This window comes from Salinicola sp. MH3R3-1 (genome assembly GCF_001937155.1).
GTDB lineage: Bacteria > Pseudomonadota > Gammaproteobacteria > Pseudomonadales > Halomonadaceae > Salinicola > Salinicola halophyticus.
Window position 1 is genome coordinate 91361 of the sequence record NZ_MSDP01000015.1, and the last position, 12437, is coordinate 103797.

Below are 12437 nucleotides of genomic sequence, written 5' to 3' on the forward strand. Positions count from 1 at the left end.
CGAAGTCCGGCGATCGTCCTTAGAACGCGGCAATTTCTTCCGGGCGCAGATACCGGCACTCCCCCGGCTGGAGATCGGGATCGAGCTCCAGCGGGCCGATCGCTTCGCGATGCAGTGCCTCGACCGTATGCCCCACCGCGGTGAGCATACGCCGGACCAGGTGGTAACGCCCCTCGGTGACACCGATCAGCACTTCGGTGTCGCTGACGGCCTCGAAGGTTGCCGGCCGGGTCGGCCGGTCGTCACCGTTCAACTCGACGCCCTCGGCAAACCGCTCCGCAATACGCTCTGCCTCGCCCGCTGCCAGCGGTTCACCCAACGTCGCCCGATAGCGCTTCACGCAGGCGCGGTTCGGCGACGTCACGCGGTGCGTCCACTTGCCATCGTCGCTGATCAGCAGCAGGCCTGAGGTGTCGAGATCCAGCCGCCCTACCGGATGCACCCGCTCGATCTGCGGGATATCGATCAGACTGAGCACGGAAGGATGATGCGTCGGTCGCAACGAACACTCGACGCCGACCGGCTTGTGCAACATCAGATAGCGCCAACCGACCCGCTCCAGGGTGTCGCCCTGCCATCGCACCACCTGATCGTCGGATACCTGATACGAGGCATCTCGCGTGACTTCGCCGTCTACGCTGACTTCGAACTGGCGCAGCGCACGCTTGGCCTGGCTGCGCGTGAGCTCCGTGGCTTCGCTAAGAAATCGATCCAACCGCATGAATTTGAAAACCCCTGGCTCGCGGCAGGCTCACAGCCATCCGCGGTATTTGAAATAGAGATAAGGTGAAATGCCCGACAACGCCATCAAGCCGATCGCCATCGGATAGCCGAAGCTCCAGGTAAGTTCCGGCATCACGTCGAAGTTCATCCCGTAGATACTGGCGATCATCGTCGGCGGCAGGAACACGACCGAGGCGATGGAGAAGCTCTTGATGATCTGGTTCTGCTCGATGTTGATGAAACCCTGGGTGGTATCCATCAGGAAGTTGACCTTGTCGGACAGGAAGGTGCTGTGGGACATCAGCACCTCGACATCCTGCAGCGCCTCCTTGGCCTGCTCCTGCAGCTCGCCATAATAACGCAGATGCCGGATGAGGAAATAGAGCGAGCGCTGCGTGTCCATCAGACACAGGCGTATCTTGCCGACGATATCCTCGACCTTGGCCAACTGGTCGATCGCCTCCTCCAGATCGGCATCCTCGATCTCCAGTACCATGTGGCTGACCTGTTCGAGGTCGCGGTGCATGTCCTCGATGCCGTCGGCCAGGTTTTCCACCTTCTGTTCGAACAGCGTCACGATCAGCGATTGCGGCGAGGCCGCCTTGACCTGACCGCGCCGCGCTCTTAGCCGGAACAGTCGAAAATCGGCGAGATCGTCCTCGCGCAGCGACAGCAGTCGCTGGGGTTGCAGGATGAAAACCACCGTATTGGTCTGATGCTTGCCTTCGTTGCGTGCCAGAAACAGTGAGTGAACGTGCAGCCCGTCGGTATCGGTAAAAAAGCGCGCCGAGGATTCGATCTCTTCGATATCGGTATTGGCGGGCAACTCGTCCGCGAGAAAGGGTTCCAGTGCCGCGCGGTCTTCGTTGTCGAGATCGTAGGCATCGATCCAGTTGGCTTCCCATAAACGTGCGTCGATGGGGCCTTCACTAAGCTCTCTGAAATCGTTCTGATCGAGGCGAAAGGTTCGAATCATGGCCCATCCTTACTCATGCAGGTCGTCATCGGAATCGGCCAACGCAAAGCCATCTGCGTCTCTCCAGGCGGGGAATTTATCGCGAAACGATGACAGTGCCGATCCCGACAGCGTTACCGTCTCCACGAATCCCTCGTCTACCGGATGATCGGCCAGCGGCTCGCCCTTGAAGTCCACGACCATCGAATCTCCGGCGTAGGGCAAGCCATTGCCATCTTCGCCGACACGATTGACCCCGACGACATAGCTCAGATTCTCGATCGCACGGGCCTTTAGTAGGGTCCGCCAGGCGTGGCGACGTGGGGCCGGCCAGTTGGCAACGCACAGCAACACATCGTATTCGAATGGCTGCTCGGCAGTCGGCTGCTGACGTAGCCAGACCGGGAACCGCAGGTCGTAGCAGACCGACAGCATGACACGCATGCCCTTGACCTCGACGATCTGACGTCGCGAGCCCGCGGCGTAGTGTTTCGGCTCGTCGCCCATCCGGAACAGGTGGCGCTTGTCGTAAACCGTTGCCCGCCCTTCCGGCGTCATCCACACCAGCCGGTTGTAGCAGTTACCGCCTTCGGCGATCGCCAGACTCCCGGTCACGATGCAATACCGCTCGCGTGCCTGGCGGCGCATCCACTCGAGCGTCGGGCTCGAATCGGAGGGCTCGGCCATGAGTTCGGCATTCATGGTGAATCCGGTGGCAAACATCTCCGGTAGCACGATGACATCGGTCTGGCTGCCGTCCAGCGTTCCCATACGGCTATCCAGCAGGCGACGATTGCCTGCCGGATCCTCCCAGTGCAGCTCGCTCTGCACCAGACTCACGCGTAGTTCAGTCATGGAATTCCTCGTTCGAATCGTATTGCACACCGCCCGCGGGCAAACTTCGGACCAGCGTCATCAGGCGCGGCGGCCGAGAGATACGGGTCGTGATAGATTACGGGTTCACGACACGGAGCGTCGAACATGGCTGGTTCTTCTACGGAGACTTCTCGAGTACCGACGACCGATACGGCGCCTGCCGCATCGTCGCCAACACCAAGCGAGGCGCGTCGCGGCGTCATGTTCGGCGTTGCCGCCTACGCCATGTGGGGATGCTTCCCGCTGTTCTTCTCGCTGTTCGACGGCGTACCGGCATTCGAAGTCCTGGTGCAGCGAATTCTGTGGTCCTGTGCCTTTTTGCTTATCGTGGTCACGCTGATGGGGCGCTGGCCGGCACTGCGCCGGAGCTTTCGAAGCTCCCGGGAACTGGCTCGCGGACTGGCCTGGAGTCTGGGTTGCGCGCTGCTCATTGCGCTGAACTGGGGGCTTTATATCTATGCCGTGGAAACACACCACGTCCTCCAGGCGAGTCTGGGCTACTTCATGACACCGCTGGTCAACGTGGCGCTGGGAATGCTGGTGCTGCGTGAACGGCTGAGCCGCTGGCAGATGCTGGCGATCGGGCTGGCGCTGGCAGCCGTCGTGCTGCAGCTGGTGATGCTGGGGCGATTGCCCTGGATCAGCCTGGTGCTCGCGATGACGTTCGGCACCTACGGCCTGCTGCGCAAACGCGTGGCGCTGGATGCGCTCTCGGCCCTGCTGGTTGAAACGAGTCTGCTGCTGCCGTTGAGCCTGGTGGCATTGGTGTGGCTGAGCTGGCATGGCCAGTCCCACTTTGGAGACGGTGCCGGGACCACCGCACTGATGATCGTCAGCGGGGTCATCACCACCCTGCCGCTGCTCGCCTTTGCCGGCGCCGCGCGGCGATTGACGCTCTCCACCGTCGGCTTTCTGATGTATCTCAACCCCACCCTGCAATTCCTGCTGGCGCTGTGGGTGTTCGGTGAGCCGATTTCCGCCTCCCAGTTGATCACCTTCGTGCTGATCTGGATCGGGCTCGGCTTCTACTCGGTGGACACCTGGCGCCGGCATCGCCAGCACGTCGCCTGAACGACGGCAAAGGCCTGCCGTCAGTCAAGACGGCAGGCCGCATCGAAGCGCCGGCAGGATCGGAACGCGGTTTTAGACCTGCAGCCCCATGACTTCCTTATAGGCGGTCACAAGGCGGTTACGCACCTGCACGCCCATATCGAAGCTCACGCTCGCCTTCTGCATGTCGATCATCACGTCGTTCAACGCCACGTTCGGATCGCCGGCCTGGAACGACATCGCCTGTTGATTGGCGGTCTGCTGCATCTGGTTGATTCGACCGAGCGATGCCTGAAGCTCACCAGCGAAGCTACCGCCGGTCTCGGCGGTCGGGGCCAACGGGCTCGCGCTCTGACCGCTGGCCTGGGCCGACAACGCCTGCATCTGTTGAAGCGCCGCCTGGATGGCTGGAGCACTCATGGAGTTTTCCCTGTGTGACGGTTTGACGACAAGACGATTCTCTATCTGCGACGACAGCTATTCGCAGCCGCGGTTCTAGGCAGCGGCTCTTTGCAGTAGCGACTCACTGCAGCAGCGGCTCTTTATCGATAGCGAACGCGCTCAAAAAAGCTGCCGATGGATTCGACGCTCGCAGCCTATCAATAGCCAGCCAATCACTATCGCGGTAAATGCGTGTGAAAACACCGGCTTTTCCTACCTTCACGGTTAACAGAGCGACACATAATGGCTGCCATCAAATTTACGCCCCGGTCTTGGCCGCATCGGACGGACGCTCCGAGCGGGTCGAGTCACGGATGAGCAGACGCGTTGCAGGGAGCAGACTACTGCTATGTTGTCTAGTCGTACCAGGTTGACGGATCGCGCCCCGATGGGTCGCGCCCTCTCGATGGAACACCTCAGGTCGTTGGATCGTACCGCGTGCCTTGATCGGAGCCCGACATGAGCACGGCCGCGTCGCCCAACGACACCCAAGGTTCAGGCAACGCCTCCGCCCGGGCTTCGAATCGGCAAGCCGATTCGGGGACGACCGCTGGCGGCCGCGACTGGTTGAGCAAGCTGCAGACGAATCCGCGCATCCCGCTGATCATCGCCGGCGCCGCTGCCGTGGCGATCGTGATCGCGCTGCTGCTGTGGGCTCGCAGCCCGGAATATCGCGTTCTCTATTCGACACTGACAGACGCCGATGGCGGCCGGATCATCAACCAGCTCGATGCCATGGGCGTGCCCTACGAATTCAGCGAGGGCGGCCAGGCGCTGCTGGTCCCTGCCGATCAGGTCCGTCCGATTCGTCTGAAGCTGGCCGAACAGGGTCTGCCCGAGGCTAGCGGCGTCGGCTTCGAGCTGATGGACGATCAGGCATTTGGTATCAGCCAGTTTGCGGAACAGATCAACTATCAGCGTGCTCTCGAAGGCGAACTGGCACGCACCATCGGTACGCTGGGCAGCGTCGCCCGCGCCCGAGTGCATCTGGCCATGGCCAAGCCGTCGGTCTTCGTCCGCGAGAGTCAGCCCGCCACCGCCTCGGTGGTTCTCGACCTGCAACCGGGTCGCGTACTCGGCGAAGGCCAGGTCAACGCGATCGTCCACATGGTCTCCAGCAGCGTCGCTCAGCTGGCCGTCGATGATGTCACCGTGATCGATCAGAACGGCGACCTGCTGAGCCGGCCGAGCCATGACGCCAATCAACTCGACGGCAGTCAGCTCGATTACGTCGGCAATCTCGAGAATCAATACGCCGATCGCATCGAAGCGATCCTGGCACCTATCGTCGGTGCGAGAAACGTGCGGGCCCAGGTCACCGCGCAGGTCGATTTTTCCCAGCGGGAACAGACCTCGGAGCGCTACGGCCCCAATCAGTCTCCCCACGACGCCGCAGTGCGCAGCAAGCAGAACAGCGTGTCGTTCCAGAGCAATAGCGATCTCGCCATGGGCGTTCCCGGCGCGCTGAGCAATCAGCCGCCGGGGGTGGCCACCTCGCCGATCAATGCCCCGGCCACGCAGGCCCAGAACGTAGACGACGCCGCCGATCAGGCGGATGACGCCACTACCGACGATACGGCCCAGACGGACGACAACGGCACCGATACCGGCCAGGGCCGTCGCGACAGCACCATCAACTATGAAGTCGATCGAACCGTCGATCACGTCAAACAGCATAGCGGCGGCATCGATCGTCTCTCGGTCGCGGTCGTCGTCAACTACAAAGACGGCGTGGACGACGAGGGCAACCCGACTCAGATCGCCCTGAGCGATACCGAGATGGATCAGATTCGCGGCCTGGTGCGTCAGGCGATGGGCTTCTCCGAGACGCGCGGCGATGCTCTCGAAGTGGTCAACAGTCCGTTCCAGATCAAGACTTCGGATTTCGTCGCTCAGCCTTGGTGGCAGACGCCGGCAGTCTGGGACTTGGCCAAGAGCGCGCTCAAATATCTGCTCGTGGCCCTGGCCGCCCTGTTCCTGTGGTTCAAGGTGCTGAAACCGTTGATCCGGCGTCAGACCCCGGAGCCCATCCCGGCACCCGCGGCAGCGCCCGCAGCTCCCCCCTCCGGTGCGGCGGCGGCGGCCGGCGCCGCGAACTATCAGACCGTCAGCGATGCTGGCGGCGGCAGCGCCGCGAAAAGCCGCGAGCGTAACCGGCGCAGCGCCTCGAATTACGAGCAGGACCTCAAGGACGTTCGTGAAATGGCACAGGAAGATCCGCGCCTGGTCGCCATGGTCGTCAGAAGCTGGATGGAAAAATCATGACGCTGGAAATGACCGGCGCCCGACGTGGCGCCATCCTGTTGCTGTCGCTGGATGAAGACAGCGCCGCGGAGGTGTTCAAGTACCTCTCCACCCGCGAAGTACAGGACATCAGCCAGGAGATGGCCAAGCTCGGACAGGTCTCCCATGAGGAAATGGCAGCGGTGCTGCGGGACTTCCATGACGAGGCCGAGCAGTTCACCGCCATCAACCTGCACTCCAACGACCATATTCGTGCGGTCCTGACCAAGGCCCTGGGTAGCGAACGCGCCAGCAGCCTGATCGAGGATATTCTCGAGACCAACAATGCGTCCTCGGGCATCGACTCGCTGAATCTGATGGAAGCGTCGATGGTCGCGGAGTTGATCCGCGACGAGCACCCCCAGATCATCGCCACGATCATGGTTCACCTGGAACGCTCCCAGGCGGCGGACATACTCGAGCTGTTCGACGAAAAATTGCGCGACGACGTCATGTTGCGTATCGCCACGTTCAGCGGCGTGCAGCCGGCTGCGCTGCAGGAACTCACCGAGGTGCTCACCTCGATGCTCGACGGCACCAACCTGAAGCGCAGCAAGATGGGCGGCGTCAGAACCGCGGCCGAGATTCTCAACCTGATGAACACCGCTCAGGAAGAGCAGGTCATCGACGTCGTCCGCGCCCACAGCGAGGACCTCGCCCAGCGCATCATCGACGAAATGTTCCTGTTCGAGAACCTGCTGGACATCGACGATCGCGGCATCCAGATGATCCTGCGCGAGGTCGAGACCAACTCTCTGGTCATCGCGCTGCGAGGGGCCGAGGAGGCACTGATCGATAAGTTCACGCGCAACATGTCCCAGCGCGCGGCCCAGCTGATGCGCGAGGATATGGAAAACCGCGGGCCGATTCGGCTGTCGCAGGTCGAAAACGAACAGAAAGCGATTCTGGGTACGGTGCGCCGTCTTGCCGATTCCGGCGAGATCGCCTTGAGCGGTGGCGACGATGGCTACGTCTGATCGACGCAACCCGCCGGCTCTCGAGACCACCGGTGAGTGGCATCGCTGGCAGATGGAAGATCTCGGCCACGAACACACGTCGGACACCGGACACCCCGTCTTCGATGCCGAGGCGCAACGTCAACGCCGGCAGCAGGAGGCCGACGCCAGGGCGCGTCAGGTAGCCAGCGAAAAGGCCGAGCGCGAAGGCTTCGAGAGCGGCCACCGCGAGGGCCACGAACAGGGCTACCAGGCGGGGTATCAGGAAGGCCTGGAAGCGGCCAACGCCGCCGCCGAGCTGGAGTTCCAGAAACGTCTGGAAATGACTCTGAATCCCCTCGCCGAGCTTGCCGACAACTTTCGTCACGCCCTGACGTCACTGGATACCGAAGTCGCCGACCAACTGATCGAGCTGGCCCTCATTACCGGGCGCCAGCTGGCAGGGGAATCCCTCGCCGCCAACCCCGACCAGATCCTCAGCGTGGTGCGCGAGCTGCTCGATGCCGACACCACGTTGAATGGCAAACCGCGCCTATGGCTGCATCCGGCGGATCTCGAACTGGTGACGGCGGCGATGGGGGAAACGCTCGCGGCCAGCGGCTGGGAGTGCCATCCCGATCCGGCGCTCGAACGCGGCGGCTGCCGTGCCACCAGTGCCGGCGGCGGGCTCGACGCCAGCTTGAGCACCCATTGGAAGGCGATTCTGGGTCAGCGTCGCCAACGCAAGGCACCGTCGGTCAGCGAAAGTCCCGAGCCCCCGGTGGAGCCGAACGCCGAGGATGAGGCCGATGATGCGTGACCCGGCCTCCACCCAGGCAGATTCAGGGGACTCCCCTCACCATCAACGCTGGCGTCAAGCCCTGGCCAAGATCAGCCATCGGGTGGAATCACTCTCCCACTATCGCTACGAGGGTCGCGTCACCCGCGCTACCGGTCTGGTTCTGGAAGCGGTCGGCATCAGCCTCCCGCTGGGCAGTGCCTGCCTGATCGAACTCTCGGCCGGCAATGGCAGTGGCGCCGACGAACGCTTCGCCGAGGCCGAAGTGGTGGGCTTCTCCGGCGACAAACTCTTCCTGATGCCGTTGGCCGACACCAGCGGTCTCTTGCCCGGTGCCCGTGTACTGGCGCTAAGCGGCAATCGCCTGGATATCGCCAGCGCACGTCGATTTCCGCTGGGGGATGGCCTACTGGGTCGTATCGTCGACGGCAACGGCCGCCCGCTGGATGACCACGGCCCGCTGGAACAGGCCCCGCACGCTCCGCTCGAGACGCCACCGATCAACCCACTGTCTCGCGCGCCCATCGATACCGCCATCGATGTCGGTATCCGCGCCATCAACGGCCTGCTGACCGTCGGCCGCGGTCAACGCATGGGCTTGTTCGCCGGCTCCGGGGTCGGCAAGAGCGTGTTGCTGGGAATGATGGCCCGCTTCACCGATGCCGACGTGATCGTCGTCGGCCTGATCGGCGAACGTGGCCGCGAAGTTCAGGACTTTATCGAGAACATCCTCGGCGAAGACGGCCTGGCACGTGCCGTGGTCGTTGCCGCCCCTGCCGACACCTCGCCGCTGCAACGCATGCAGGGCGCAGCCTACGCGACCCGTCTGGCCGAGGATTTTCGCGATCAGGGCCGCAATGTCCTGCTGATCATGGACTCGCTGACCCGCTACGCCATGGCCGCGCGCGAGATCGCCCTGGCCATCGGCGAGCCGCCGGCGACCAAGGGCTATCCGCCCTCCGTCTTCGCCAAGCTGCCCGGTCTGGTCGAACGCGCCGGCAACGGCAAGCGCGGCGGCGGATCGATTACCGCGTTCTACACCGTGTTGACCGAAGGCGACGACCAGCAGGATCCGATCGCCGACTCCGCACGCGCCATTCTCGATGGGCATATCGTGCTTTCCCGCCAACTGGCAGAAAGCGGCCACTACCCGGCCATCGATATCGAAGCCTCGATTAGCCGGGCGATGCCGGCGGTGGTCGAAGCCAAGCGCTTGCGCCAGGCGCAGGGATTCAAGCAGATGATCTCCCGCTACCAGCGCAACCGCGATCTGATCAACGTCGGCGCCTATATCAGCGGCCAGGATCCGCAGCTTGACCGCGCGGTCGCCCTGTATCCGCGGCTCGAGTCGTTCCTGCAGCAGGGTATGAACGAGATCGCGGAGCTGGCGCCCACCCATGCCGACCTGGACCGACTCATCCCCATTGCCGACTGACTTACCGGATTCGCTCACCTCTCCTCGCCTGTCCGGCTGATGGAATAGTCGCCTTTTCTAGCGTTTCTCGAGCGTTTGCCACGCCGCCCGGGCGGTCACAATGGCAACCGGTGAAAGATCCCAACGGTATCGGGCTTCACCGCACTCACGGTATGAACAGGAGGTGACGTCTTGGCCAACAGACCCGCCATGCAGATGCTTCGAGATCTTGCCCAGCGCAGCAGCGACAAGGCCGTCGAGACTCTTGGCCACCTGCAGCGCCAGCAGCAGGAGGCCCAGGATCAGCTGGCTCAGCTTCAGCGCTATCGCGACGAGTATCAGCGCAAGCTGCACGACAGCCTGACGCAAGGCGTCTCTTCCAGCCAGTGGCGCGACTATCAGCAGTTCATCGGCTCGCTGGATAACGCGATCGAGCAGCAGCAGCGCCGGCTCGGCGAGCAGCAATCGCGTGTCGAGAACGGCAAACAGCACTGGCAGGGCGAGCATCGCAAGCTCAACGCCTACGAAACGCTGCATAGCCGACGGCAGAGCGAAGCGGCCCACCAGCTGTCACGCCATGAGCAGCGCCACAGCGACGAGATGGCAGCGCAGTTGCGTCGTCGTCAACAAGATGGCGCGCACCGGTAGCCGGCTGTTCGCAAGACGGGTCCCGGTTCTCGTGTCCGGTGCCACTCTGCATCGAAAAACTTAACGATAATCACTCTGGCGCCATCGTCCATGGAACTCTCCTCTCTTACCGCTGCGACGTCCTCCTCTTCGGCGCGAAACACCGACGCCCGGAGCAGTGCATCCTCGAACTCGGCCAACGCGCCGTTCGCCGATGTCATGCAGCGCACGGCGAATGCCGGAAAGCCGCAACGTTCCGGCGCCAGCAGCGAGAATCCAGCGCCGCGTTCCTCGACAACATCCACATCGGGCGCGAGTTCGCAGCCGGACACGAGCCAGGCGTCCAATGACCTGACGTCCTCAGGCCAGACGCCCTCTGGAGAGAAGACGACAGCGCCCTCTTCGGCGGACGTGGCGACCTCGCGAACGACGCAGGAATCACCGCAGGCGCAGGGCGGCTCTCAGGGATCCGACCCGGCCTCCACGGACGCGCAGCAGATTCTGCAGTCGCTCGAGACGGGCGACATGGCCGGGCTTCACGCCGCGCTCGAAAAGCTTGCAGGCGGCAAAGAGATTGGTAACACAGCATCCGATACCGCGGCGGCCGACGATGATTCGGCAGCGCCCGACGCCCAGGGGCTTGCCGCGCTCTTCGCCGCCCTGCCCCTGAACATGACATCGGCGGGATCGATGCCGAACGGCGTCGGCAATACCGCTGGCGGATCGACCGCAACCCAGGCCGCGCTCCAGCGGACCGGGTTGGGGGCGCCCACAGGCCATGCCGGCGAGCTCGCGAGCATCGCCCAGAAGGTACTGGCTGCGGCGAGCCAGCAGCCGGGCGCATCGACTCGCGTCAACGCCGGTTCCCAGGCCGCAACCGGGGACGCCTCGTCGGATCTCTACGGCAAGCCGGGATCACTGGGCAACCTCGTGCCGGGCAATCTCGTTCCGGGTAATCTCGCGCCGGGCACTGGCACGTCATCGGGTCAGCCCATGCCGCAGGGCGATTTGACCGCGGGTGACAGGCTCGATGCCACGTTGGCGAGCAATCGCGACTTCGGCAATCTGAATTCGGGCGCGTCACCCGGCGATCGTCCCGATCCCGGTTCACTGGCCAGCCTGACCGCCTCGCTCTCGAATGCCACCGGCGCTTCCACTCCGGCGGCATCGGCAGCGCCGGCCGCCATCACCACTGCCGTTCAGTCGCCCCAGTGGCCGGCCTCTTTCGGCCAGCAGGTGCTGCAGATGCATCAGCGCGGTGATCAACAGATGTCGCTGAGACTTCACCCTCAGGATCTGGGGCCGCTGAGTGTCACGTTGACGGTTCAGGATCAACAGGCCCAGCTCCAAATCCTCTCGGCTCATGCGCCGGTCCGGGCGGCGGTCGAGGCGGCGATCCCCCAGCTTCGCCAGGCGTTGGCCGATAGCGGCATCGCCCTGGGTGAAGCGATGGTCGGTGATCAGGGGTTATTTCAGCAAAACCAGTTTCAGGATCAGTCTTCCGGCGATGATCGGCGGCGAGGCGCTTCGGTTCCCGGCGGCGCGCTGCTGACCGCCGCGCCCATCGATACCGGCGACGAGTCCGTTCTCCGTCAGGTCGACCTCAGGTCGAATGGCAATATCAGCCTTTATGCCTAGCCGGCGCTGCCGATAATACGGGTGGCGATTGGCGAACGTTCGCCGCGACATCACGCCATCACCACGCTATGCGACGGCATTGGCAACCCATGCCCACCGTTAGATTTCGGGGCATGAAAGGGGAAGTTGGCAAGTCGCAAGGCGTCTTTTCCAGCGATCGTCACGAGCCCTCGCCCCGCATAATCCGCAGCAACTTCCCGAGATAATCCGCAATGGCAGAAGCAATGTCCGCACCCCGTAAAAGCCGAACCCTGATGTTGGTGGGACTATTGATCGTTCTGCTGGCGGTAGCCAGTTCGGTCGCCGTCTATTTCTATCTCGATGCCCGCGGTGGCAGCGATACCACCGACGTCGTCGAGGACGAGCCGGTCGAACCGCCGGTGCCGATCTTCGTCACCATCCAGCCGTTCACGGTCAATCTGCAGAGCGATTACGGTGATCGTCTGCTCTACGTGGGTCTCTCACTGCGCGTCGACGACCAACGAACCCGTGATTTCCTCGAGCAGCACATGCCGGAAGTCCGCAGCCGGCTGCTGATGCTGCTTTCCGGCAAGAGTGCGGAAGAGCTGATCAAGCCCGAAGGCAAGACCCGGATAAAGCAGCAGATTCTCGGTCTGTTCGACGAGCCGATCACCACGCCGCAGCCCCAGTTATCCATCGATGACGTGCTGTTTTCCGATTTCATCGTGCAGTAAG

At 63.2% G+C, this 12437-nt stretch carries 13 protein-coding genes; 8 read left to right on the forward strand and 5 right to left on the reverse strand.

The features are described from left to right. Nucleotides 1–19 precede the first annotated feature (19 nt). From BTW08_RS09825 to BTW08_RS09835, 3 genes are read right to left on the reverse strand one after another with little or no spacing between them, the layout of a single operon-like run. Nucleotides 20–721 carry a pseudouridine synthase gene (locus BTW08_RS09825; protein ID WP_075562345.1) on the reverse strand — a complete coding sequence of 234 codons (702 nt, stop codon included), beginning with the start codon at nt 719–721 and terminating at the stop codon, nt 20–22. 30 nt (nt 722–751) lie between these two features. Then, entirely contained in the window at nt 752–1699 is a 948-nt protein-coding gene (gene corA, locus BTW08_RS09830; protein WP_075562346.1) for a magnesium/cobalt transporter CorA, read from the reverse strand. Nucleotides 1700–1708: 9 nt separating this feature from the next. Continuing rightward, on the reverse strand, nt 1709–2533 hold the full coding sequence (locus tag BTW08_RS09835) for an amidohydrolase (RefSeq protein WP_075562347.1): 825 nt from the start codon (nt 2531–2533) through the stop codon (nt 1709–1711). Between the two features lie 222 nt (nt 2534–2755). On the opposite strand from BTW08_RS09835, the gene rarD reads away from it, so the two are divergent. Continuing rightward, complete coding sequence (rarD, locus tag BTW08_RS09840; protein WP_075562348.1) at nt 2756–3625, forward strand: EamA family transporter RarD; 870 nt, start codon at nt 2756–2758, stop codon at nt 3623–3625. 72 nt (nt 3626–3697) lie between these two features. Here rarD and fliE read toward each other — a convergent pair whose 3' ends face one another. Then, the gene (gene fliE, locus BTW08_RS09845) at nt 3698–4024 is read right to left on the reverse strand and encodes a flagellar hook-basal body complex protein FliE (protein ID WP_075562349.1); all 327 of its coding nucleotides are present in this window, start codon (nt 4022–4024) and stop codon (nt 3698–3700) included. A 480-nt stretch (nt 4025–4504) separates the two neighbouring features. Here fliE and fliF point away from each other — a divergent pair, with 480 nt between their 5' ends. The 5 genes from fliF to fliJ all read left to right on the forward strand — a co-directional run bounded on the left by fliF (nt 4505) and on the right by fliJ (nt 10124). Beyond that, nucleotides 4505–6310, forward strand: coding sequence for a flagellar basal-body MS-ring/collar protein FliF (gene fliF / locus BTW08_RS09850; RefSeq protein ID WP_075562350.1), 1806 nt, complete (start codon nt 4505–4507; stop codon nt 6308–6310). Further along, complete coding sequence (fliG, locus tag BTW08_RS09855) at nt 6307–7305, forward strand: flagellar motor switch protein FliG (protein WP_075562351.1); 999 nt, start codon at nt 6307–6309, stop codon at nt 7303–7305. Before fliF ends, fliG begins: the two co-directional genes overlap by 4 nt. Beyond that, entirely contained in the window at nt 7292–8083 is a 792-nt protein-coding gene (locus tag BTW08_RS09860; protein WP_075562352.1) for a flagellar assembly protein FliH, read from the forward strand. The genes fliG and BTW08_RS09860 overlap by 14 nt, the downstream gene beginning before the upstream one ends. Beyond that, nucleotides 8073–9497, forward strand: coding sequence for a flagellar protein export ATPase FliI (gene fliI, locus BTW08_RS09865; protein ID WP_075562353.1), 1425 nt, complete (start codon nt 8073–8075; stop codon nt 9495–9497). The genes BTW08_RS09860 and fliI overlap by 11 nt, the downstream gene beginning before the upstream one ends. A 171-nt stretch (nt 9498–9668) precedes the next feature. Continuing rightward, nucleotides 9669–10124, forward strand: a complete 456-nt coding sequence (gene fliJ, locus BTW08_RS09870; RefSeq protein WP_139313622.1) for a flagellar export protein FliJ — start codon at nt 9669–9671, stop codon at nt 10122–10124. Here fliJ and BTW08_RS18930 read toward each other — a convergent pair. After that, nucleotides 10100–10450 carry a hypothetical protein gene (locus BTW08_RS18930; RefSeq protein WP_075562355.1) on the reverse strand — a complete coding sequence of 117 codons (351 nt, stop codon included), beginning with the start codon at nt 10448–10450 and terminating at the stop codon, nt 10100–10102. The two genes, fliJ and BTW08_RS18930, sit on opposite strands and share 25 nt — an antisense overlap. A gap of 64 nt (nt 10451–10514) precedes the next feature. On the opposite strand from BTW08_RS18930, the gene BTW08_RS09880 reads away from it, so the two are divergent. Beyond that, complete coding sequence (locus BTW08_RS09880; RefSeq protein ID WP_075562356.1) at nt 10515–11741, forward strand: flagellar hook-length control protein FliK; 1227 nt, start codon at nt 10515–10517, stop codon at nt 11739–11741. Between the two features lie 224 nt (nt 11742–11965). Beyond that, nucleotides 11966–12436: a flagellar basal body-associated protein FliL gene (fliL, locus tag BTW08_RS09885; RefSeq protein WP_245392142.1), complete on the forward strand. Its 471-nt coding sequence runs from the start codon at nt 11966–11968 to the stop codon at nt 12434–12436. Nucleotide 12437: the final 1 nt, after the last annotated feature.